The 24,103-nt window shown below is 47.2% G+C and carries 18 protein-coding genes and 1 tRNA gene; 16 read left to right on the top strand and 3 right to left on the bottom strand.

All coding sequences use genetic code 11. The annotated features are described in order from the left end of the window. Positions 1-179: 179 nt before the first annotated feature. Entirely contained in the window at positions 180-1,253 is a 1,074-nt protein-coding gene (locus ACNI23_RS09235) for a site-specific integrase (protein ID WP_420248145.1), read from the bottom strand. 432 nt (positions 1,254-1,685) lie between these two features. On the opposite strand from ACNI23_RS09235, the gene ACNI23_RS09230 reads away from it, so the two are divergent. The 5 genes from ACNI23_RS09230 to ACNI23_RS09210 are packed head-to-tail and all read left to right on the top strand — an operon-like array spanning position 1,686 to position 10,022. After that, positions 1,686-3,377 (top strand): class I SAM-dependent DNA methyltransferase, encoded by a 1,692-nt coding sequence (locus ACNI23_RS09230; protein WP_420248143.1) that lies wholly within the window; start codon positions 1,686-1,688, stop codon positions 3,375-3,377. Continuing rightward, positions 3,370-4,728 carry a restriction endonuclease subunit S gene (locus tag ACNI23_RS09225; RefSeq protein WP_420248141.1) on the top strand — a complete coding sequence of 453 codons (1,359 nt, stop codon included), beginning with the start codon at positions 3,370-3,372 and terminating at the stop codon, positions 4,726-4,728. The genes ACNI23_RS09230 and ACNI23_RS09225 overlap by 8 nt, the downstream gene beginning before the upstream one ends. Beyond that, on the top strand, positions 4,728-6,011 hold the full coding sequence (locus tag ACNI23_RS09220) for an FRG domain-containing protein (protein ID WP_420248140.1): 1,284 nt from the start codon (positions 4,728-4,730) through the stop codon (positions 6,009-6,011). The genes ACNI23_RS09225 and ACNI23_RS09220 overlap by 1 nt, the downstream gene beginning before the upstream one ends. Beyond that, positions 6,011-9,142, top strand: a complete 3,132-nt coding sequence (locus ACNI23_RS09215; RefSeq protein ID WP_420248139.1) for a type I restriction endonuclease subunit R — start codon at positions 6,011-6,013, stop codon at positions 9,140-9,142. The genes ACNI23_RS09220 and ACNI23_RS09215 overlap by 1 nt, the downstream gene beginning before the upstream one ends. A gap of 1 nt (position 9,143) precedes the next feature. Further along, positions 9,144-10,022 (top strand): GIY-YIG nuclease family protein, encoded by an 879-nt coding sequence (locus ACNI23_RS09210; RefSeq protein ID WP_420248137.1) that lies wholly within the window; start codon positions 9,144-9,146, stop codon positions 10,020-10,022. A gap of 115 nt (positions 10,023-10,137) precedes the next feature. Here ACNI23_RS09210 and ACNI23_RS09205 read toward each other — a convergent pair. Continuing rightward, positions 10,138-10,214, bottom strand: a tRNA-Pro gene (locus ACNI23_RS09205). A 352-nt stretch (positions 10,215-10,566) separates the two neighbouring features. On the opposite strand from ACNI23_RS09205, the gene ACNI23_RS09200 reads away from it, so the two are divergent. From ACNI23_RS09200 to ACNI23_RS09170, 7 genes are all read left to right on the top strand, one after another. After that, positions 10,567-11,616 carry a protein-glutamate methylesterase/protein-glutamine glutaminase gene (locus ACNI23_RS09200; RefSeq protein ID WP_420248135.1) on the top strand — a complete coding sequence of 350 codons (1,050 nt, stop codon included), beginning with the start codon at positions 10,567-10,569 and terminating at the stop codon, positions 11,614-11,616. A 59-nt stretch (positions 11,617-11,675) separates the two neighbouring features. Further along, positions 11,676-13,604 (top strand): HEAT repeat domain-containing protein, encoded by a 1,929-nt coding sequence (locus ACNI23_RS09195; RefSeq protein ID WP_420248133.1) that lies wholly within the window; start codon positions 11,676-11,678, stop codon positions 13,602-13,604. Beyond that, complete coding sequence (locus ACNI23_RS09190) at positions 13,605-14,483, top strand: CheR family methyltransferase (RefSeq protein WP_420248131.1); 879 nt, start codon at positions 13,605-13,607, stop codon at positions 14,481-14,483. A 41-nt stretch (positions 14,484-14,524) separates the two neighbouring features. Continuing rightward, positions 14,525-15,343 carry a ParA family protein gene (locus tag ACNI23_RS09185; protein WP_420248129.1) on the top strand — a complete coding sequence of 273 codons (819 nt, stop codon included), beginning with the start codon at positions 14,525-14,527 and terminating at the stop codon, positions 15,341-15,343. Then, the gene (locus ACNI23_RS09180) at positions 15,330-16,028 is read left to right on the top strand and encodes a chemotaxis protein CheW (RefSeq protein WP_420248127.1); all 699 of its coding nucleotides are present in this window, start codon (positions 15,330-15,332) and stop codon (positions 16,026-16,028) included. Before ACNI23_RS09185 ends, ACNI23_RS09180 begins: the two co-directional genes overlap by 14 nt. Further along, positions 16,021-16,389: a response regulator gene (locus ACNI23_RS09175; protein WP_015852595.1), complete on the top strand. Its 369-nt coding sequence runs from the start codon at positions 16,021-16,023 to the stop codon at positions 16,387-16,389. Before ACNI23_RS09180 ends, ACNI23_RS09175 begins: the two co-directional genes overlap by 8 nt. Positions 16,390-16,476: 87 nt before the next feature. Continuing rightward, the gene (locus tag ACNI23_RS09170) at positions 16,477-19,392 is read left to right on the top strand and encodes a chemotaxis protein CheA (RefSeq protein ID WP_420248126.1); all 2,916 of its coding nucleotides are present in this window, start codon (positions 16,477-16,479) and stop codon (positions 19,390-19,392) included. Positions 19,393-19,518: 126 nt separating this feature from the next. Here the strand turns inward: ACNI23_RS09170 and ACNI23_RS09165 are convergent, their stop codons facing one another. Then, positions 19,519-20,496 (bottom strand): hypothetical protein, encoded by a 978-nt coding sequence (locus ACNI23_RS09165; RefSeq protein WP_420248125.1) that lies wholly within the window; start codon positions 20,494-20,496, stop codon positions 19,519-19,521. Positions 20,497-20,703: 207 nt separating this feature from the next. Here ACNI23_RS09165 and ybgF point away from each other — a divergent pair, with 207 nt between their 5' ends. Genes ybgF through ACNI23_RS09145 form a run of 4 tightly spaced genes read left to right on the top strand, consistent with a single transcriptional unit; the run spans position 20,704 to position 24,083 of the window. Continuing rightward, positions 20,704-21,558: a tol-pal system protein YbgF gene (ybgF, locus tag ACNI23_RS09160; RefSeq protein WP_420248123.1), complete on the top strand. Its 855-nt coding sequence runs from the start codon at positions 20,704-20,706 to the stop codon at positions 21,556-21,558. 21 nt (positions 21,559-21,579) lie between these two features. Continuing rightward, the gene (dprA, locus tag ACNI23_RS09155) at positions 21,580-22,788 is read left to right on the top strand and encodes a DNA-processing protein DprA (RefSeq protein WP_420248121.1); all 1,209 of its coding nucleotides are present in this window, start codon (positions 21,580-21,582) and stop codon (positions 22,786-22,788) included. A 44-nt stretch (positions 22,789-22,832) separates the two neighbouring features. Next, positions 22,833-23,243, top strand: a complete 411-nt coding sequence (locus ACNI23_RS09150) for a hypothetical protein (RefSeq protein ID WP_420248119.1) — start codon at positions 22,833-22,835, stop codon at positions 23,241-23,243. Further along, the gene (locus ACNI23_RS09145; protein WP_420248117.1) at positions 23,244-24,083 is read left to right on the top strand and encodes an HDOD domain-containing protein; all 840 of its coding nucleotides are present in this window, start codon (positions 23,244-23,246) and stop codon (positions 24,081-24,083) included. It abuts the gene before it with no gap. The last annotated feature ends 20 nt before the right edge of the window (positions 24,084-24,103 follow it).

Genomic DNA, 24,103 nt, shown 5'->3' with positions numbered 1-24,103 from the left:
GAAATTATGAATTGTGCTTTTATGGTAAATTTGTTTTCTTGCTACTTATAATGAGTGAGAAAATATTTGGTAGTGTTTGAGCGTGTCTGAGCTGTTTGTACTTAGGGTAAAGGTTTGCCTTGGAGACTCCTGGCAGAAATGGAGTGTAATAAATCACTTAGTCCACAATAAATCTTAATTTATCGACCGTTTCCGGAATCAAAAGAGAGTGACGTTCTGGTCATTCGTTGCCCAACAGGCTCATTTAATTTTACTTTCCTAGCTGCCTTTACCTCAACTAATCCACGGCCAGTATGACCGGTCGCCTGTTTGGCCATACCATAATATGCCTGTGAGCGATCTGATGAATGCCCCATGGCCAGGGCTATCTTTTCTGGATTATATCCCGCAGCCTTGAGATCTGCTGACAGCGCATGTCTATGAGTATAGAGGCTTACTTTATTCTTCCATTTGCTACCAAGAGCTTTCTCCACTGCTTTGCTATGGCTTTTCCGTAGTGCTTGTTGAGAATAAGGCTGTAGCCATATGTCTGACCCTCCTGCGGCTTGTACAGACTCATAAACCATATACGCGAATTCATCTTGTTTCGGATTGAAAACCATTTCTCGCCATGGTTGGCCAGCAAAGTTCGTAATTTTGGCTCCTTCAATTTTCACGTGTAGGAATCCATCAATGTTTTTGAGTGAAACGCCATTTTGAAGTTCTGATGGGCGAAGGCCTGTCAGAGCTAAAAGAGTATACGAGAAGGTATGATGGTCAGGTAGTTCTTCTAATATTTTAAATTGCCATTCTCTATCTGGAAATTCTTTATTAAGTTTTCCTACAAATCTACGCTTGCTGTGCTTCTTAGAAGAAATTTCTGTTGCTACAGCAGGGTGGGCTGCCCCAAGTTTTTGCCTGAATCTCTGGCGTTCATAATCCGGGGCTTGTTTTAAAAGTCGTGCGCTTTCAATGTAGGCTTTAGCTTTAAGCGCGTTCCCATAAGCAAAGTCGCCTGCAGTTGAAAGTTCCTCTGCTTGTTTTAAGTATGAAAGGAGTCTCTCAGCACATCCGAATTGGTAGGCTGCCTTTAGAAGTCTATATCGACTTTTGGAAATAGGGGTGCCTTTCTTAAAAGCCGAGAGTGAACGATATTCTTGGGGAGTGTGATTTTCTAGAAGTTTTATTGCTCTCCGATAGTCTGTCAAAGTTCGTGGAGAACGTCTCTTTGACAGTATCTTTTTGCTAAGTTCAACAGCAGAATCAAAGTTCATGACTAACTCCTAAATTAACCCCTCACCTATGCTCTTTCACTGCGTTACAGAGCTTCCTCTCCCCTTTCCTTCGGGGTGAGAGGAGTGTGGGGATTTCATATTGATTTCGGCGTTTTTTGCGCCAAAATTGCAAAGCCAATTTTCTCACACAAAAAGCACCAAATCAATATGAAATCCCTATGTTCGCGCAACCTGAATATTCAGGTTGCGCGAACATTTAAAACCGAGACGGAGGCGACGCTTCGCATGTCGCTTTTTTGAGTAGATAAATTTCCATTTTTAGAGAAATTTTCCGATGGTATTTGCAGCCATCATCTGATAACCGTAATCCCGCGCTTAATTTGATATTTTCAGTGGTTTTGTCGTAGAACCTTGGAATCGAATATGTGCCTGATCATCATAAATTATGAAATCGAAGAAAATAGGTAAATAATGACCACTGCCGAACAACATAAGTTTTTTAAAGATCTCGATAAACGACTCTGGGATGCGGCCTGCAAGCTGCTTCCTTCCCTTGATGCTGCTGTTTATAAGCACGTTGTGCTGGGTTTAGTGTTTTTGAAATATGTCGGCGACAGCTTTGCTCAGCGTCAGGAAGAACTTCGCGTATTGTTTCAGAACCCGGATAATGACTACTATCTTGATGACGATGCCGATAATGCTGAAGTCATCAAAGAGGAATTGGAAGAGGTAGACTACTACACCGAAGCCAATGTGTTCTGGGTCCCTGAACGTGGACGCTGGCAAACTCTTCTCGACTGCGCAAAGCTTAATCCGGGTGAAAAGCTGCCTTGGGATAAGAAAAAGAAGAAAAAGGATGAAGAGCCAGAAAAGGAAGAGTTTAAAAGTGTTGGCATTCTAATTGATGATGCCATGGCTGCTATTGAGAAGGACAACAAGAACCTGAAAAATGTTCTGAACAAGAACTATTCTCAGCTTGAAGTTCCTGATGGCAAGCTGTCCGAAGTAATGGACCTGATCAATACTATCCCTTTCGAGCATGATTCCCTTAAGGCCAAGGACATCCTCGGTCATGTGTATGAATATTTCCTAGGGCAGTTTGCAGCAGCAGAGGGTAAGAAAGGAGGGCAGTACTATACACCCAAGTCTATCGTAACCCTCATAACCGAAATGCTACGTCCTTATAAAGGACGCATCTATGACCCAGCTTGTGGATCTGGTGGTTTCTTTGTTTCCAGTGAAGAGTTTGTAGAGGCCCATACTCATAGACCCGCCGATCTATCCATATACGGGCAGGAGTCTAATCCCACCACATGGAAGCTGGCAGCTATGAATATGGCTATCCGGGGAATTGAGTATGACTTCGGTAAAGAACCTGCCGATACTTTTGCGAATAACCAGCATGCAGAAAAGCGTTTCGATTACATCATGGCGAACCCGCCTTTCAACTTAAAAGGATGGGGTGCTGATAAGCTTGCTAAAGATGTTCGGTGGAAATATGGCCTACCACCGGACAACAATGCGAACTTCGCGTGGATGCAGCACATGATCCATCACCTCGGCCCCAAGGGTAAGATGGGATTGTTGCTGGCGAATGGTTCCATGTCGTCTGCAACAAGTGGTGAAGGTGAGATCAGACGCAAGATTATTGAAGATGATCTTGTTGAATGCATTGTTGCTCTTCCGGGGCAGCTTTTTACCAACACTCAGATTCCTGCCTGTATCTGGTTTCTAAACAAGGATAAGTCCAACGGTCAAAACATTGAAGATTTACGTAAACGCACAGGCGAGGTTCTTTTTATCGATGCCCGTAATTGCGGGTACATGGTTGACCGTGTGTTGCGAGATTTTGACTCTGAAAAGGATATTCAGCGTATATCCCAAACTCTTCTGCGTTGGCAGATGGGCGATAAGTCTTCAGTGCCATATGAAGATGTTCCCGGTTTTTGTGCTGCTGTTGATTTAGATGATATCCGCAAACATGATTATGTGCTCACTCCCGGTCGTTACGTTGGGGTTGAAGAAGTCGAAGATAACGGTCCTCCCTTTGAGGAGAAGATGAGCGAGTTGAGTTCCAGTCTTTATGAACAGATGAGAGAAGGTAAGCGGTTAGATAAGATTATTAGTGCGAATTTGAAGGTTTTGGGTTTTAGTGATGAGTAAACAAGAAATATCCAACACTGAACATTGGGTTAATACAACCCTAGCAACTTTGATAACTCAGGGGAAAGCTGATTTACAGACCGGACCATTTGGGACTGTGTTGAAAGCCGCGGAATATAGTGAAAGAGGAGTTCCGTTAATTTCTGTTAGAGAGATTCGTGATGGGGCATTAGAGTTGACTCCTGATACGCCTCGAATAGATGGAAAAACTCTCGCTAGATTGCCAAAGTATGTTCTAAAACATGGTGATATTGTTTTTGGGCGTAAAGGCGGTGTTGAAAGAAACGCTATTGTTAACAAAAATCAAGACGGTTGGTTTCTGGGTTCTGATGGTATTCGGCTTCGTCTGTCTGGCGAGATGGATTCTAAATTTGTTAGTTACCAGGTAAGACTTCCTAAAGTACAACGCTGGCTTATTCAAAACTCTGGCGGAAGTACGATGCTGTCTCTTAACCAGAAAGTTCTGGGGCTTCTTCCACTAACTTTTCCACCCTTAAAAACCCAGCAAGCCATAGCCCACATCCTCGGCACCATAGATGACAAAATAAACCTCAATCGCCGAATGAATGAAACCCTTGAAGCCATGGTTCAGGCGATTTTCAAAAGTTGGTTTGTTGATTTCGATCCGGTTAAAGCCAAGGCTAAGGGAGAACAGCCTGTGGGGATGGATGCCGAGACTGCTGCTTTGTTTCCTGACTCGTTTGAGCCTTCGGAGTTGGGAGAGATTCCGAATGGGTGGCGGGTTTTGAAACTTAAGCAGGCATGTTCTTTTGTAAAAAGAGGCCTACAGCCTAAATATTTAGAAGAAGGCGGTACAAGAGTAATTAATCAAAGATGCATACGTAACCACTGGATAGATTTTACGGTTTCAAGGCGGCATAACCACACGGTTAAAAAAATCAATGGTCGTGAGCTTATGCCGGGTGATGTTGTTGTTAATTCAACAGGGGTAGGCACACTTGGACGCGTGGCTCAGGTGGTTAGTCTTGATGAAACGACAATTACTGATACTCATGTCACTACCCTGAGACCCAATGAATCTAGTGTTCTAAAGGAATACTTCGGTGCATGGGCCATAAAGAATGAAAGTATGTTTCAATCTATGGGGCATGGCAGCACTGGACAGACAGAACTTAAGCGAGCCGAAGTTGAAGAGGTTGTTCTTTTAGTTCCACGTATGGATATACAAGAAAAATATCGAGATATGATCTCATCTGCGGTAGAAAAAATGCAGATTAATTATAGCCAAGTAAGCGTGTTAATCTCGCTCCGAGACACCCTCCTACCCAAATTGATTTCAGGCGAGTTGTCGGTGGTAGAAGTCGAGAAGAAGCTGGAGGCTGAGCTCTGATGAATGATTCAGAAGATATTAAAAATTATGATGATCTGCCTGTCTGGACACCGAAAAGCAGTGAAATAGTATTTGGAACATCCAAAGGCGAATTGGGCGAAAAGATTCCGTCTCTTCGTCTTGAGAGCTGGGAACATTTTACTCCGTTTATTTCAGATTCGATGTTTCATGACCCAGAATCCGAATTTATTTTCCGTGGTCAACGCCGTTCGGATTGGCGGCTTATGCCTTCACTTTCTCGCAATACCAGTGACGGGATCATTACTAAGAAATTGGCGGATAAACAGCTTGCAAATTTTAAAAAAGCTGCACGCGGACGGTTGAGCGATAGCAATATTGTTGCCGAGGAAGACGAACTGTGGGCTATCGGTCAGCATTACGGCTTGAAAACTCCTCTACTGGACTGGACCTACTCACCGTATGTGGCTTTATTTTTTTCTTTTTTTCAGCCAGATCCTGTTGCAGAGGATGATAACCCGTACCGTGCTGTGTATATTTTAAACAAAGACCGTCTAAATAATAATTTTAATGATCTAAAGATCAAAATTCTGGAGCCGGAAAAGGACGATCAGGGACGATTGGTAAGTCAGGCGGGGCTTTTTACCGTTTCGCCGCAGGATGCCACTTTTGAGAATAAGATTGTCGATGTTGTAACGCAGGATAGTTTTTTAATTGATGGCAAACGATACGGTGAACTTAGTGTGGAAGAAGGTGTTCAAGCCTTGGGTCGTTTTGTATGTAAGGTCTATATCAAAAATGATTCCCCGCAGGGCTGTATCCGGTTGTTGCGCCGAATGAACGTTCATCACGCCAGTCTATTTCCTGATTTGATCGGGGCATCAGAATATTGCAATTTGATTATTGACGAGAGCGGGTTCGGAAGTAAGGGGAAAACAATTAAAGTAGAGCCGATCACGGAGTGTTTCCATGTGACAGAGGTTAAGAAACTCAATTCTCCGTTAGTCAACTCATCACATACTAGTAAGGATGAAGATGGAAGCTATCCTATCGCAAAAAGCGTTACAGATTTAATCGTTTCGAGGCTTTTTGTGTTCTCAATTTCTGATAACGATTTGTTAGACCTCGCCAACAAACTTGTTAATACCCTCGAAGAATACAAAGTCACTGATTGGCAGGTTAAAGAATCAGCCCATGCCCGATTTAAGAATATTACCCGCACTATGTTGCGAAACTACAATATACCTGAAGAATTTCGAACTCCCATTGTTGAACAGATTGTTGAAACTATGATCCGAGAAGACGAGAACAAGGAAGAACAATAATGATCAATGAAGCCGCACTGGAAAAACTAGCCATAAGCTGGTTCGAAGACGAAGGATACGAGTCTCACCACGGCCCGGACCTGAACCCGGAACCGGACGGCAGCGGTGAGCGGTCCAGTTTTGATGATGTGCTGCTTCTTTCCCCTTTGCGTTCTGCCGTCTCCCGTATCAACCCGCAGCTTCCTTCCTCGGCTGTTGATGATGTTATCCACCAGCTTACAACCCTTTCCCATCCTGTCTCAGTTAAAGCCAACCAGTTATTTCACCGTTTGCTACGCAACGGTCTGGATGTGTCGTATAAAAGAGATGGCGAGACCATAGCTGATAAGGCTTTTCTGATTGATTTTCAGGAATGGCAGAACAATACCTTCTGGGTTGTGGATCAACTGACTTTGCAGGGCACCAAGGATAAACGGCGACCTGATTTGATCGTGTATGTGAATGGCCTGCCGTTGGCGGTGATTGAACTGAAATCTCCGGTTGATGATTCCGTGGGCGTGGATGAGGCTTTCAATCAGTTACAGACCTATAGACATGAGCTACCGGATCTCGCCATGTTCAACGAGGCTCTGATTGCTTCTGACGGCATTAAAGCCCGTGTAGGCTCGCTGACAGCAAGCCGTGAATGGTTTTTACCGTGGCGTTACCGCAAATCAGAGGATGACCGCCCTTCATTTGAATATGAGCTGAAAAACGTTGTCGAAGGATTTTTTGACCGGAAGTTGTTTCTTGAATATGTGCGCGATTTTGTGCTGTTCGAGTCGGATGATACCAGCACGATTAAGAAGATTGCCGGATACCACCAGTTCCACGGGGTGCGTCATGCGGTGGAGGCAATAGTTCAGGCGTCATCTGCTGGGGCATCGGATGAACAGCGAGGGCGCGGGGGCGTCATCTGGCACACTCAGGGATCGGGAAAGTCGATTTCCATGTGTTGCCTTGCCGGAAAGCTGATCCGTCATCCTGAGCTGACTAACCCAACTTTAGTGGTGGTGACCGACAGGAACGATCTTGATGGTCAGCTTTACGAGACTTTTTGTAAGGCCGGAGACCTGTTGAGCGATACTCCTGTACAGGTGGAAGACCGCACATCGCTGCGAAAGGTGCTTAATGAGCGGCAGTCCGGCGGGATAATTTTTACCACGATCCAGAAATTTTCACTCAGTGACGGCGAAACCGTATTTCCCGCTCTGTCGGAGCGGCGCAATATCATTGTTATCGCTGATGAGTGCCACCGCTCGCAGTACGGCTTTCAGTCCAAGCTGGACGAGAAGAAGGGAGCTTTCACAGTTGGGTATGCACAGCATATTCGGGATGCGCTCCCGAATGCGACTTTTACCGGATTCACCGGTACCCCGGTTTCGCTGGAAGACAAAGATACGCAGGCAGTATTTGGTGAGTACGTCAGTATCTATGATATCGAACAGGCTCAGCAGGATGGGGCTACTGTTCCGCTGTACTATGAAAGTCGGCTGGCAAAGCTGGATTTGAACAAAGAAGAACTGCCTGTCATCGATGATACGGTTGATGAGCTGACCGAAGATGAGGAAAGCGCACAGGCTGAACGTACCAAGGGTCGTTGGGCCGCGCTTGCTAAGCTTGTCGGGTCTGAACCGAGACTTAAGCAGATAGCGGAAGATCTAGTACAGCATTTTGAAGCACGGTTGCAGGTCATCGACGGCAAGGCCATGATTGTCTGCATGAGCCGTGAAATCTGCGTGAAGATGTTTGATGCGCTTACAGCTCTTCGCCCTGAATGGATCGGATCAAAGATGGGTGACGGCACTTACGATCCTGCGGACGGAGGCATAAGAATTATCATGACCTCAAATGCTGCTGACCCTGAATCTATGCAGAACCATAGTTATAGCAAGCAGCAGAAAAAGGCACTTGAGAAGCGGTTTAAAGATCCTGCCGACCCGTTAAAAATAGTAATTATCCGTGATATGTGGCTGACTGGGTTTGATGCTCCGTGCGCCCATACCATGTACATCGATAAGCCCATGAAGGCGCACAACCTGATGCAGGCCATCGCTCGTGTTAACCGTGTGTTCAAGGGTAAGCCGGGTGGATTGGTTGTAGACTATATAGGCATTGCAAGTGAGCTTAAGAATGCGCTTCATACTTACACGAACAGTGGTGGGCGTGGAGGCAGGCCGACAATTGATGTGAACGAGGCTCTGTTCATTCTGAAAGAGAAGTTGCAGGTCGCCCGTGATATTTTCCATGAGTTTGACTATTCAGAGTACGCCACTAAAGCTGTAGAACTGTTGCCGTCTGCCGCTGATTATGTGGTAGCCAACGAGAACCGCAAGAAAGAGTTTTTTGATGTCGTGGTCGCCATGACACGCGCACAGGCCCTATGTGGCACTCTAGACGAAGCTGTGGCGTTTCGGGATGAGATCACGTTCTTTCAGGCCGTGAAGATGTTTATCTCCAAGGCCACTAAGCCGAAGAAGAAGTTGTCGCAGCAGGAAAAGGAAGCTGTTCTGAATCAGCTGTTGGCAAAGGCCGTGGTTCCTGAAGGTGTGGACGATATCTTTGCTTTGGCTGGACTTGATAAGCCCGATATTTCGATTTTATCAGATGAGTTTCTGGAAGATGTGCGGCATATGGAGCACCGCAATCTTGCCGTTGAACTGCTACAAAAGTTGATTAATGACGAGGTCCATTCAAAGTCCCGCAGAAACGAAACTCAGCGTAAGAAGTTCTCAGAGCGGCTTAAAGCGTCACTGACAAAATATCGTAACAGGGCCATTGAGACAGCACAGGTCATTGAAGAAATGATACAGCTGGCTAAAGAGCTGAACGAAGCCCTTAAGCGTGGAGAAAAGCTGGGGCTGAATTCGTCAGAAATAGCATTTTATGATGCGCTTGAGTTAAACGAATCCGCTGTTCGTGACTTGGGTGATGAGGTGCTTAAAGCCATCGCCCGTGAGTTGACGCAGAAGTTAAGAAACAGCGTTACCGTGGATTGGCAGCATAAAGAGTCTGTACGCGCTAAAATGAGAAATCTGGTACGTCGTATCCTAAAAAGGTACAAGTATCCGCCAGACGCACAGAAAGAGGCCGTAGAGAAGGTACTGTCGCAGGCTGAGGAACTGGCCGATGAATGGAGCGAGGAAAGTTAATATGTCTGCACAGCAATCATCCCCATATTCCATAAAAATGTTCTTGCCAGATGGTGACCCGGACGGCTTGCGGATTATTGAAAAGTCGAACTGGACAGGCGTTGGAGTTGTATTCACCCGTACAGGCTATAAGTCGGCTCTGAAACGGGATGAGTTTCAAAGGACCGGAGTTTATGTGCTGGTCGGATCTTCTGAAGATAGTAGCCTTCCGACTGTGTACATAGGTGAAGGCGATCCTGTGCGGCCGCGTATTGATAGTCATTATGCCAAGAAAGACTTCTGGAATTGGGGGGCTTTCTTTGTGACCAGCAACAGCAGCTTGAATAAAGCGCACGTCAAATATCTTGAAAGCCGTTTGATCCAGATGGCTAAAGAAGCTCGACAGTGTAATCTGGACAATTCGAATAGTTCCAGTCAGCCAAATCTGGCAGAAGCTGATGTGGCGGATATGGATAGCTTTATTCAGGATATGTTGAGTGTGTTCCCGTTGGTAGGGCTTTCCGTCTTTGAAGTCCCTGAGCAAGGCGAAGCAGATGAAAGACATTTCTTCAAGATCAAGGCCAAGGGGATCAAGGCTCAGGGGTACGAGTCCAGCAAAGGCTTTGTGGTTCAGAATGGTTCCGAGTGCGTTCTTAAAGAAGTTCCGTCTATCCATGAATATCTTGTGACCTTGCGTAAGGATTTACAGAACAAGGGAGTGCTTGCCGAGAATGACGGTAAGTATCTGTTCACGGCGGATTATGTTTTTACGTCTCCGAGCACAGCCGCTGGTGTAATTCTGGGCAGAAGCTCGAATGGTCGTATCTGCTGGAAAGATGAAGACGGAAAGACTTTGAAGCAGGTTCAGACTGACGGTATGGAAGGAATGCAAGAAAATTAAATTTTTGCTTAATTGGTCAGACGCTTGATTCTTATTTTTTCGCGCTACCTGTTAGCAATAGGTTAGCAAAAATAAAAGGGTTTACGAAGCTTGCTTCGTAAACCCTTGAATTATCTGGTCGGGATGAGAGGATTTGAACCTCCGGTCTCTGCGTCCCGAACGCAGCGCTCTACCAGACTGAGCCACATCCCGTCGTGAGATTGGGTATCTATCGAATCCTGAAGTGCTTGGCAAGGAAAAAATTAAGAAAAAAAATAATTTCAAAAAGATTGCACATGAATTTTTATATTCTTGCACATAAACTTCCAATGTTTTAAAGTGATAAAAGTGTGAGTATTAAAATCTGTCCTAAAAATTGATTTGTATGATTTTTTAGTGAAATTCAGGGAGTTTGTTGGACAAAAATACTCATATGTGACAAGTTTTATCTACGGTTGCGGTTCACTTTTATTTGAACGGCTGGGTTATTTCGAAAAATCGTCTTTGTATACAAACTGTTAAAGACTGAGCTGAGTAGACGCCGTAGAGAAAGGAGATCGGGTTAGTGATAAATGTCGTAGTTGTAGATGATTCCGCTTTCATGCGTAAAGCTATAAGCACCATGTTGCAAAAGGACCCCGGCATCAAGGTGGTAGCCACTGCGCGTGACGGGGAGGAAGGCTTAAGGGTTATCCGGAAACATAATCCGGATGTGGTTACCCTTGATATTGAAATGCCTAAGATGGACGGTCTGACCGCGCTAAGGCATATCATGATGGAAATGCCTCGTCCGGTGCTCATGGTCAGTTCTTTGACCACTGAAGGTGCAGAGGCCACCCTGAAAGCCATGGACCTTGGTGCTGTTGATTTTATTCCCAAGCAGCTGTCAAAAGTTTCCCTCGACATTGTAAAGATTGAAAATGACCTGATCTCCAAGGTTAAGTCTGTTGCCAGAAGAAAGATGCGCCCTGTGCCTCGCTTGCGCACGGCTTCTGCCGCCCGCAAGCCTGCTGTCCCGGTAAGGACTCCGCGCGGCAGGGCTAAGCGTGACGTGGTTGTCATCGGTGTTTCCACCGGTGGACCGCCGGCGGTTCAGAAAATTCTTTCTTCTCTGCCAAAAGATTTTCCGGCTGGTATCGTTATCGCTCAGCACATGCCGAAGGCCTTTACCGGACCATTTGCTAACCGTCTTAACGGAGTAAGCCAGATTAAGGTCAAAGAGGCTGAGACCGGAGACAGGCTTCTGCCCGGTCACGCATTTGTTGCTCCCGGCGGGTCCCATCTGGTTATTGACCAGAAAGTCAGCAGAATTGATCTGATTGTAACACCCGACCCCAAAGAGGCCCTGTATAAACCTTCTGCAAACGTGCTTGTCTCTTCGGTTGCCAAGGCGGTTGGACGCAGAGCTCTCGGGGTTATTCTGACCGGAATGGGTAATGACGGACGTGACGGCATCAGGGAGCTTAAGAGTAAGGGCGGCAGGGCCATTGCTCAAAGTGATTCTTCCTGTGTTGTTTACGGTATGCCGAAAGCTATCGTTGATGACGGGCTTGCAGATGAAATCGTAGATATTGATGATATGGCAAATGCTATCATCAATAATCTTTACCTGTAATTTTTTTTAAGACGCAACCGTGAGATGTCTTACGGATTTAAACAAAATGGGGACTTGAAATGACGGATTGTTCCAAGGTTCTTGAAGAACTGAAAAGTGACGATAATGAAGTCGTCCGTGAGGCCGCGTTTCAGGCTGGGGAGTTGAAATGTGCAGATGCCGTTCCTCTGCTGGCCTATCTTTTGAAGACCAGCCATCTGGGATTGCAGGAAGCCGCCGATCATGCTCTACGAAATATCGGCGGTAAGGGAGCTGTTCAGGCGGTAGTACCCCTGCTTAGATCAGATGAAGCCCCGGTCAGGAACCTTTCCATGGACATTTTGCGCGAAGTCGGTGCACAGGATTTTGCCTCCCTTGTGGAGCTGGTTCATGACGATGATCCTGATATCAGAATTTTCGCGACTGACATTTTGGGGTCTACCAACAGCTTTATGGCAGTAGAGCCACTCTGCGATGCTCTACTCAAAGATCCTGAGGTCAATGTCCGCTATCAGGCTGCTGTAAGTCTTGGCGATCTCGCCAACCCCGCTGCAGCCCGTTGCTTGAATAAGGCCATGCAGGATGACGAGTGGGTGCAGTATGCTGTTATCGAAGCACTGGCAAAAATTAAGCATTCCAGCTCTGTAGATGCGCTGGTCAAGGCTTTGAATACCAGTTCCGATCTTGTGGCCTCCATGATTGTGGATGCTCTTGGTGAGGTTGGTAATATTAAGGCTGTAACCATGCTGCTCAGACATCTGGATAATAGTCCTACCGCTTTGCGCAACAAAATCGTCAAGGCGATAGTCAGCATTCTTGGTGGTAAATCCCTCAAACTTCTTTCTGCTAGTGAGCGGGAAAAACTCCGCGAATATATGCTGGTGGCCTTAAAAGATGAAGACGAAGATGTGCAGGATGCTGCTATCTCCGGTCTGGGGTACGTTGGCGGCGAAAAAGCCACTGAAGAAGTGCTTAATCTTGCCAGCGAGCTTGATCCGGACCGTGACCGCGACCGTCTTGCTGTAATAATTGGTGACCTTTCAAATATAGGCCTTAACGAGTCTATGGTTACTGCTATTAACAGCGGCAATTTCAAGAAGGCAGCTATTGTTATTGAGATTCTTTCAGGGCTGCAAGGTCCGGAAGTCTCCAAGGTCCTCATGGAAGCTTTCGAAAGTGGAGACCGGGACATTAAACGTGGAATTCTTGAAGCTTTGGTCGGTACCGCTGATGAAGAAGCCAAGGTCTTCTTTGAAAATGTTCTTGAGAATGAGCAGGATGGCTCTATGCTCAAGTCTGCCATCAATTTCCTTGGCGGTAAGCTTAAGGATATTGATGCCGTCGATTCTATTTTCGGATTGCTCACTCATTCCTACGATGATGTTAAGGAAGCAGCCCTCAATGCCTGCGTTGCCATCGGCGGAGAGGATGTGAACCGGAGATTTGTTGAATTATTCAGGAGCGATGAGCCCATAGAAAGACTTATGGCCGTGTTTGCTATGGGTCAGATTGATGCTCACGGTAACCTTGAACATATCAAGAGTGCTCTAGAGGATGAAGTCCCTGATATCAGGAAGATTGCTCTTGAAGCGTTGCATGATTGCTCTGCTGATTCCGAAAGTATGTCACTCATTTTTTCAAGACTTCATGATGAAAACCGCGATGTGCGCTTGACTGTGATTGAACTTCTGGGAAGCTGCTACACAGAGGAAGCTATACCTTACATTATTCAGGCCCTTCAGGATGATGATGACTGGGTACAAATCAGAGCTGCAGAAGCTCTTGGTGAGCATCGTGAAGAAAGTGCATTGCCTCAACTTATAACAATGTTGGATTCTCCACATAAACTTGTGGTCCTTAAGGTGATTGAAGTATTAGGCGCCATTGGCGGAACTATGGCGTTTCAGGCTCTTCTGGAAGCGTCCAATTCCGACTCCGATCCCGAGGTTATTCAGGCCGCCGAAGAGGCCATTTTGAGAATTCAGGAAGAGCAAGGAGAAGGAGACTAGATGTCTTCTCTGTTTTCAAAGACAATATCGCTGCGGAAAGAGCTGAAAATCTCCGATTTGGAATTCACCCAGCTCCGTGATTTCATTTACGATCAGGCAGGTATCTTTATTGCGGGTAACCGTAAATATCTGCTTGAAAACCGTCTTGCCAATCGCTTGAAGGAACTCAACCTCAAGAATTTTGGCGAGTACTATTATTACCTGCAGTATGATCCGGGTAAAAAGGCGGAGTTGAATAAGCTCTTCGAGGTAATCACTACCAATGAGACCAGTTTTTATCGCAATCCGCCCCAGCTGAAGGTATTCCAGACCAAGGTATTGCCTGCTGTGCTGGATGAATTGCGCAAGAAAAGGCGTAAGCGGCTGCGCATCTGGTCCGCCGGTTGTTCCACCGGTGAGGAACCTTATACCCTTTCCATGATCATTCACGACGTTCTTGGATCCGAGCTTAGCAGCTGGGATATCAAGATTACTGCAAATGACCTTTCTGAAAGGGTTCTCAAGTCCGCGCGCCGTGCGGTCTACAGTGAATATTCGCTGCGTACGACCCCTAAGGAAATCATAGCCAAGTATTTTGATAAGGACGGCAAGCAGTACAAGGTAAAGCCCAACATTAAGCAGTTGGTCAGTTTCGGCCAGATCAACCTTAGCGACCGCATGCAGGTCAGACGTGTTGAAAGGTCGGAAATTGTATTCTGCCGAAACGTTATCATTTATTTTGATGAAGCCATGAAGAAAAAGGTTATCAATGCTTATTACGATAACCTTGTTCCCGGTGGTTACCTGATTATCGGACACTCTGAATCCCTGCACAATATTACCAGGGCATTCAAGCCGGTACACCATCCGGGCGCGATTATTTACCAGAAGCTGGAATAATACCGGTCTGCGGTTAAATTTATATAAAGCTGCGGGCTGATATGGAAAACATGAAGATAAAGCAGTCGGACGGAACTGCATCATTGGCGAAGGTTTATGCCATCGCCAACCAAAAGGGAGGTGTAGGCAAAACGACCACGGCTCTGACTCTTGGGGAGGCCTTGACCAGGGAAGGAAAAAAAGTACTGGTCATTGATCTTGATCCCCATGCGAATGCCTCGGTCCATATGTCTTACTTTCCTGAAACCGTCACAATCTCGGCTCACGATCTGTTTTTTGATGATGCGGATTTTAAGAGCCTCTGGGGCAAGATAGTCAAAAAACGCGAATGGGTGGGATTTGACTTTGTTCCGGCCAGCATTCGTTTATCGGAACTGGAGGTTGACCTTAAAGACAGGAAGAATAAGGGGATGGTCCTCTCCAATTCTTTGGATGAGGTTAAAGAGTATTACGATTACATACTCATTGACTGTCCGCCCCATGTGGGAGTGTTGCTGGTTAACGCCATTGTGGCCGCGGATATAGTTCTGATCCCTATTCAGACTGACTTTTTAGCTCTTTATGGTATCCGTTTGCTCTTTGATACGATCAAGATTTTAAATAAGGTGCTTCCAAGCCCTGTCAAATTCAGGGCTTTGCCTACTATGTATGACGGTAGAGCGGGGGCATGCAGGAAAATTTTAAATCTGATCAGGAGAAAGTTGGGCGATAAGGTTTTCAGTACCGTTATCCACATGGATACCAAGTTCAGAGAGGCCTGCGCCAGCGGAAGGATTATTTTTGATGTTGATCCTAAAACGCGTGGCGCTCAGGAATATATGCAGTTGGCAAGAGAGATAGTCAGAAATGAAAACGCCTGAAGAATATTTTGTTGAAAACGTGAACCTGCCCAGTGAAGAAAAGCAGGACGGCGGATATACTGATGCCGAACAAGCTTTCATGGATAAATATATGGGCATAGGCGGGCAGGCTGCGTTTAACGGTCTGGATCGGGTTGAGCCCCGTGGTGATTCTACCCTTCCCGGTTTAGGTTCCGGTCCGGTCGATGATTACGGGGGAGAAGGAAGCTCCGCAGACTTTGAGGAAAAGCTCAAGGAAGAGGATGAAATCCAGCTCGTCAGTTTTGTTGTTGGAGACCGGGAATATGGTCTGCCGATCATGGTCATTCAGGAAGTTGTCAGAAAAGTTCCTGTGACGTTGCTGCCCGCTGCTCCTCGTTTTATGCAGGGCATTATAAACCTCAGGGGACGGGTTACCCCGGTGCTTGATTTAAGACATCTGCTGCATGACGGAATGGGCGTACAGGATAAATTTGTCGTTATCTGTAGACATAAAGGATTGCAGATCGGGTTGGCTATCAGCGCGGTGAGAACAATGTATCGCGCATACAATAAGGATCTGGTTTGGGGAGTGGAATCAGAAGTGGGTGTGAGTTCTGATTTTTTGCTTGGCCTCTACAAAAATGGTGAAAAACTGGTCAACATTCTTTCCGTGGATCGACTGGTAGAACAAATTTTAAAGAGTGAAGGAGAGGGAAATGCCTAAACATATTCTGATAGTGGACGATTCAAAGACTGTAAGGAACCTCGTCGCCTTCATCATGAAAAAAGAAGGGTTCAAGGTAACTACCGCGGAAGATGGTCTGGACGGCCTTGAAAAGCTTTACAGTCTGGACAAAGTTGATCTAATTATTTCCGATGTAAATATGCCGAGAATGGACGGGTTTACTTACATTAAAACAGTTCGTGAGCAGGATGCATATAAAGATATCCCCATTATTGTGCTCTCGACTGAAGGTCAGGAAAAAGATATTCAGACCGGCCTGAGCCTGGGTGCCAACCTTTATATGGTGAAGCCCGCCCAGCCTGAAAAAATGGTTAAGAATATTAAAATGCTTCTCGGATAATGCAATAGCGGTGCAGTCTACGAAGACTGTTTCCGGACTTGACTGCAACTGACCACTGCAGAAGAACTTTTAAGAAGGGGTCTCTAGATGAGCCAGGATTTCATGGATCCTGAAATTTTTGCGGATTTCATTATTGAAGCTAAAGAGCATCTCGAAACTATTGAGCCCAACTTGCTTGAGCTTGAGAATAATCCCGAGAATCTTGATCTTCTGAATGAAATATTCAGGCCAATGCACTCCCTCAAGGGAGCTTCAGGCTTTTTGGGACTGAATATCATCAATGGCCTTGCCCATAGGGCGGAAAATATTCTTGACGAACTTCGGAAAGGCGAGATTGCGGTTACATCTGAAATTATGGATGTAATTCTTGCCGCCACCGATTTGTTGCGTCAGTTGATTGATAATCTGGATGAACTCGGCAATGAAGGTGAGGTTGATACTTCAATTACAATTGAAAGAATCGATGCCATTATGGCCGGAGAGACCCCAGAACCTGCCAAATCCCCTGTGGAAGAGGTTACACCTGAACCGGAGCCCGAGCCGGAACCTGTTCTGGAAGAAGTAGACCAGGGACCTGAACCGGTTGAAGAAATTATTGAAGTTGAGACAGATTTGCCGGAGACCCAAATCGAGCAGGAGTCCAATATGCCAGATCCAGGACGCAAACAGGCTTTTCAGTTTGTAGCCATCGTTAATGAGGAAGCCGAACCCTATAAGTTGACAACTGTAGGGGAAGGTCATCTGGCCGATTTTCTCGAAGAAGCCCATGAAATCATCGAGAACCTTACCAATGGTCTGCTTGAGCTTGAGCAGGACCCTGAAGGCAATGACGACCTTATCAATGATATCTTCAGATATTTCCACAACCTTAAGGGTAACAGCGGTATCATTGGTTTTCGTGAGCTTAATTCGCTCACCCATGAAGCTGAAACCCTGCTGAACAAGGTTAGAAAAGGGGAAGTTGCAGCTACCCGTACCATGATCGATCTGCTTTTGGCGGTCGTAGATGGTATTGAGTCGCTTATTGCCCACGTATCCCCGAAAACAGGCGACGTTCAGCCTCTTGATATTGATCAGCTCGTTACTCCGCTTCAGGAAGCCGTTGAAAAGGGTGAAGTTGTCACCGCCGATCTTCCTGAAGAGGATGAGGTCTTTGAAGAGTCCGAAGTCGAACCAGAACCTGAAGTTGAGCTGGAACCGGCAGAAGACGGACTGGACCCGGAAGATATTGCAATTTTTGAACAGACCGTTCATCAGCAGGTCGACAATATTGGTCTGGCTTTGAAAACTCTAGGTGAGGATTCCAGCCAAAAAGATTATATTGATGGACTTTACAGGAGTCTTGTTTCCATCCAGAACTCTGGTGGCTACATGGGCTTTGACGACTTGCGGGAATACGCTGAGAGAACCGCAGGACTGGTTGATCAGGCCCGCTCCTCTGACATGGATTTCGGGTTGATGCTTGACTTGCTGCGTCAGGAATGTGGAATTATTTCAGAAATGATTGATTCTGCAGTTGGTGATCTTAAAGGCGGTGCAGAGACTCCTGCTGAGCCCGAGCCTAAACCTGAACCGAAGCCCGAGCCCAAACCTGAACCGAAGCCCGAACCCAAGCCGGAACCGAAGCCCGAGCCCAAGCCGGAACCGAAGCCCGAGTCTAAGCCTGAACCCAAGCCTGCGCCTAAGGTGGAAGCCACTCCTAAACCCGCTGCCAAGCCTGCGGCCAAGCCGGCGGTAAAGCCGAAGCCGAAGCCTGCAGCCGGTGCTCCGGTCAAGAGTTCCAAGCCCAAGGCTATGTCCACTATCAGGGTTGACCACCAGAAGCTTGACCATCTCATGAACCTGATCGGTGAGCTCATCATCAGCAGAGGCCGTTATACCATGCTTGCCCGTGGTCTTGAGGAAGGACATCTTGAAGTTCCGGTTGTTGCCCAGCAGCTGACCGAGACAACTTACGCTTTGTCCCGAATCTCTGATGACCTGCAGGATACTATCATGAAGGTCCGCATGGTTGCGGTTCAGACTGTATTTTCAAGATTCCCGCGTTTGGTTCGCGACCTTAGCCGTAAGAGCGGCAAGCGGGTCGAGTTGATAACTGAAGGCGAAGAGACTGAACTCGATAAGAGTGTTGTCGAGGAAATCGGCGATCCTCTTGTCCACCTGATCAGGAACTCTGTCGACCATGGCCTTGAGCCGGAAGAAGAGCGTCTCGCCAATGGAAAGACCCCTCAGGGGCATGTCTGGCTTCGCGCATATCACAAGGGTAACTCTGTTGCCATTGAGGTTGAGGATGACGGGCGCGGAATTGATCCTGAAAAGATGCGTAACGTCGCCATCAAAAAGGGTGTTATTACCCCGGAAGAAGCCCGTAACCTTGATGACCGCGAAGCCATTGAACTGATTTTTGCTCCGGGATTTTCCTCTGCTGAAAAGGTTACTGACATTTCCGGTCGAGGTGTGGGAATGGATGTTGTACGTAACAACATCAAGGACCTTAAAGGTAGCGTCCACATTTCTTCTGAAGTAGGTAAGGGGTCCAAGTTTACCCTGACCCTGCCGTTGACCCTGGCGATCATTGACGCGCTTATGGTTCAGATCAACGGTGCAAACTACGCCATTCCTCTTGATGCGGTTTCCGAAACCACCAAGATCGAGGCGGAAAGGCTTACTGAAGTCAACAACCGTAAAGCCGTTACCCTGCGTGGTGAGGTGCTTGGTATTGCCGAGCTTGCCGAACTGCTTGAGCAGCCTGTCAGCGATCCAGAACGAGAGGTTCTGCCCGTTGTTATTGTCCATGACAATGACCGCCGGCTCGGTCTGGTTGTAGATAGACTGCTTGAACGTCAGGAGATCGTTATCAAGCCCCTTGGTAACTACCTCAACGGCTTTGATCTCAAAGGCGTTTCCGGTGCCACCATTATGGGCGACGGTAGCGTTGTTCTCATCCTTGATCCCCATGAAATCTACAGCATGGCAACGGTTAAGAGCGGCAGTATCCAGTAGCCGTCGGTTACATAAAGTGAAAGTAAATCCCCCTGAGGCTTATGCTTCAGGGGGATCTTTTTTAAGCAATAAAAAAGGCTTCTACGATCAACGAAGAAGCCTTTTCTTGTCTGTATGTTGGTCGCCTTAAGACAGGCTCAGATATAAACTCATAGTTCCTGCCATGAGTGTTGCATGGGCAAGTATAACCAGAAGCGGAGCGATACCAAGGCCGATCTTGTGACGCATGGGTGTTTCGCTTCTCCACGTAACTATCCATATTGCGCAGCATATGGTGGTCAGTAGCAGGGAAGCACCTAAGCTTAAGGCTACGGGCAGATTCTGATATAAAGTGGCAATATTGGGACCGCAGATGTAGTAGATTACACCGCATGAAGCAGTCAGCTGCAGCAGGGAGGGAAATAACGCCCAGCGTGCAACCACCGGAAGGGTGAATTTGTAATAATCGCGGCCGAAGTCGTCTTTGTTGCGGCGCAGCACCAGATAAAGACCGGCGGCTGTGGCAGCAAAGGCAAGTGCCATAATCAGGTAGATTCCGGCCAGACAAAGGCCTGCCTTACCGGGTATCTGCTGGAAATGTGTGTAAAAAGGAACTGCCGGAACCGCAGGAGTGGGGCTCTCGATCTGCAGGGTGAAAAATTTCTGCATGATTACTGTGGCAACATGGATGGAGGCAACGCCGCCAAGCGCGCCAACTGTGCCGAGCATGATGTGCAGCGGTTTGCTTTTCTTAAGCTTCTTCCAGCTGTATTTATACGGAATGAGGCCTGCCAGGGCGATTCCCAGAGTGATGTAAAACATCATTACCGGAGAAGCCGGGTTGATGAACCAATCCTTAAGCCATGGCATTTGGCGGCAGAAGAAGGCGGCTGCGCTTCCGAGGCAGATAGTAAAGAGCAGGTAAAGGACCAAGGTTAGTGCTGTGACCTGCTGAGCCAGTTTATCGTAAAAAATCTTTTTGCGTGCCTTGGCCGTAATTTCAAGGATCACAGCCATGATCGGGGCACCGATAGCCGCAAGCGTGGCAAAGTCCACCAGAGCTTTGGGCAGCATCTGGGCACTCATCATTGCCGTGAGCCGAATGGGTTCCATGGGGATGTTCATATTTGCTTTCCTAAAATAAGGGTTTTAAAGACTTCTTTTGTGTGCACTTTTTGCCCTAAATTTGCACAGGACGCAAGGGTAGGGGGTGTCCATTATGTAAAAGGTTAGATATGCTTGCCAAATCTAATTAAGTGGCCTACTTTAATTTCGTTGAAACTTGAACCAAATTCACCAGTTAGATTCAACATGTCTTTCGGAGAATATTTGATGCAGTACTTACGAATCCTTCTTATTGTTGTTCTGGCCTTCGTTGTCAGCGGATGTTTTGCGGCGAAGCAGTCTGAAGAGCCTGTTAAACCCGCCTGGGGCGGAAGCGAAGAGTGGCGCCTTAAAAGCCTTGAAGAAAATTTTCTGCATTTCAAGGAAGGGCTGCGCCAACAGAATGATCTGATTGAAAGCAATCACAAAGACACTACTGCTCAAATTGAAAAGCTGCAGGAGCGGATGACCGAGATGGACACCACTCTTGCCGAGCTTAAGGAAAATCAGCAAAAGATGATGGCTATGAAGGTCGAACAGGAGATTCCTGCAGAGGAAGCTGTAGTGACTGAAGAAGTTGTCATGGGTGGCAATACCAGCAGCGAAGAAAAACCTTGGATGGTTGTTCCCGGTGAAGCCGCCGCAACTGCTGAAGGTGCAGCTCAGGCTGATTCCGCTAAAGCCGCTCCGAAGACTGTTTCCGCTTTGAGCGGTGATGCCCTGTATCAGGAAGGCGTGCGGCTGGTGATGAACGATAATCCCCTGAAGGCACGTGGCCTGCTGGAGCAATATCTTGCCCAGAATCCATCTTCCAAGCTTGCCCCGAATGCTCTTTATTGGATTGGTGAGACATATTACTCCGAAAAAAGCTTTGCCCAGTCCATCCTTAAATTCAAGGAAGTGAGCAGGCGTTTTCCCAAGGCAACCAAGGTCCCCGATGCTATGCTCAAGATCGGTCTGGCCTATGATAAGCTTGGCGACCGTGAAAACGCTGTTTTTTACCTTCGCACTTTGATTGAAGATTATCCAAAGTCTGGTCCCGCCAAAATCGGCAGGGAACGTCTGCGTGCAATCGAAGGCTAGTGCCTTCAACGGCGTCCGTAGGTGAGTTCCCTTCAACAAGAATATTTTGCATGTCTGGCCCTGCGCTATACGCCGGGGCTTGGACCAAAATCATGGGGACCGATCCTCAGGCATTACCCCACAGCCTACGATGGCCTTAAAGACGCGGTAAACTGGCCATCCCTTAAGCTTGCATCTGAAAAGAGTTCTAAGGCTGCACAAAATGATGAATGGCGTCCAAAAGCGGAAAAAGAATACCGCGAGGCTATGCGTCTCGAATTTGGACTCCTGCCATGGACTCACCCTCTTTTTCCCGGACTGCTTAAAGAATTAGCTGATCCTCCAACCTGTCTATACTACTTCGGTGACCCGAAACTTCTCTCCAATCCTTCTGTCGGTATTGTAGGATCGCGCAACAGTGGACGGCTCGGAATGGAATATGCTTCAAGGATTGCAGCTGATCTTTCCAGAAGCGGTCTCACTATAACTTCCGGGTTTGCAAAAGGCATCGATTCTTGTGCACACGAAGCGGCGTTGCATGGGGTCGGTTCAACCATTGCCGTATTGGGTACCGGTCTTGATGTGGAATCCTATCCTCCGGACAGTGACTGGTTGCGTAGGGGAGTGCTTGAGTCCGGTCTGATCATTTCTGAATTTCCTCCCGGAACAAAGCCTTTTGCCCGTAATTTTCCTTTTCGCAACCGTCTGATCAGCGGATTAAGTATAGGTGTTGTGGTTGTGGAGGCCGAGATTGCCAGCGGCAGTCTTGTTACGGCCCGTCTTGCCGGTGAGCAGGGCAGGGACGTAATGGCTATGCCCGGTCCCAGCGGAGACAAAAGTTTTGCCGGATGTTTGAAATTGATTAAGGAAGGCGCGGCTCTTGTGGAAACCGCAGATGATGTATTAATGAACATCAGGCATGCTCTTGATATTGAGAATATTTCCGGGCAAAAGGCGGTTGCAGGAGTTGAGCGTAAGCTCCCGGTTAAAAGAGAGGACAAAAGCAGGTCGCCAAAGGCTGACGCTTCTGTGATAAGTAAGCCCGCTGTTCCGGCTGTCGATATTGATTCCCTTGAATCGCCGGAATATGACATAGCCAGAGCTCTTCAAAGTGGAGGGAAGCTGCACATTGATGAGATAGCCCGCGCGGCGGGAATTGATGTTTCTGTGGCCGGGGCGGTTATACTGGGCATGGAGGTCAAGGGAATGGTTGTGCGCTTTCCCGGCATGTATTATGATCTTCGTTGTTAATATGGGGCGGGTGTTTTTGAATTTTATTAGGAGAAGTCCGACTGATGCAGAAAATTCCGGTTAAACTTGCGGCTCCGGGCATGAAGCTTGCCAAGCCAGTAACCCGCGATAATGGTATGGTTGTTCTTGCCGAAGGGCTGGAGCTTACCGAAGGGATTATCCAGAAACTGGAGTCCATGGACGTTGAGCGTATTGTAGTTAAAGGCAATCCCGTTAATCTGGGTGACAACGACGATTCCTCATGGTCCAAGAAGTCGGAACGTCTCGACCACCTTTTTCGCCGATATTCCAAAGACAAGTGGATGTTTCGGGTTAAAGGATTTTTTAAAGAATATTTCGACCTCAAGGCTGCCGCTCAAAAGGCTGAAGAGGAAGCGGAAAGACTGGCTGAAGAGCAGGCCGCAGCTGAAGCCGCTGCAGCAGAAGAGGCAGCAGCAAACGGAGAGGGTGTATAGATGGCCGATCAGGATCTTAAAACCAGTGTGAAGGGGCAGATTCTTTCTACTTCCGACCTTCCGACCCTGCCTTCTGTTCTTGATGAGGTCACCAAGCTTGTAGATGACCCCAACTCTTCAACCGAGCAAGTCGCTAAAGTTATTTCACAGGATCAGGTGCTTTCTGCAAAAGTCCTTAAAATGGTTAACTCGCCAATTTACGGCTTTCCGGGAAGAATCACCACCATTCAGCATGCCCTTGTGTTGCTCGGCCTGAACGTCATTCGCGGCATTATTATTTCTACTTCTGTCTTTGATATGATTCAGCAGGCTATGTCCGGGCTTTGGGAACACAGCCTCGGTTGCGCCATGGCCAGTGGTGCCATTGCCAAGGCCGCAGGATTCGAAGACCCGGAAGAATTCACCGTGGCTGGGCTGCTTCACGATCTCGGTAAGGTTGTGACTGCTGTGCAGCTGCCGGAGCTCAATGAAGCTGTACACATGACAGTTAAGGAGAAGGACCTTACATATTACGAGGCTGAGCGGCATATTCTCGGGTTCGGTCATGACCGCATTAACGCTTGGCTGGCCAGACACTGGCACCTTCCGCCTAATGTTCGCGAAGCTATGACTTATCACCATCATCCTGATCGTGCACAGCATTACCAGCAGACTGCCGCAGTGGTTCATGTTGGTGATTTTATTGTCCGGCTTTTTGAATACGGAAACGGTGGGGATGATCAGATTTCGTATTTCAAGCCTGCAGCTATGAAGATTTTGAAGCTGAAAATGAAAGACCTTGAGCCGGTCATGGATGAAGTCTCAGATAAGTTCATGGAGATATCCGATCTGACTTTCTAGCTCTATCTGTTATTTTTTTT

This window comes from Maridesulfovibrio pacificus (SeqCode), from assembly GCF_048612815.1.
Lineage (GTDB): Bacteria > Desulfobacterota > Desulfovibrionia > Desulfovibrionales > Desulfovibrionaceae > Maridesulfovibrio > Maridesulfovibrio pacificus.
Note: the sequence above shows the minus strand (reverse complement) of the source record. Positions and strands in the feature narration are given on the sequence as shown.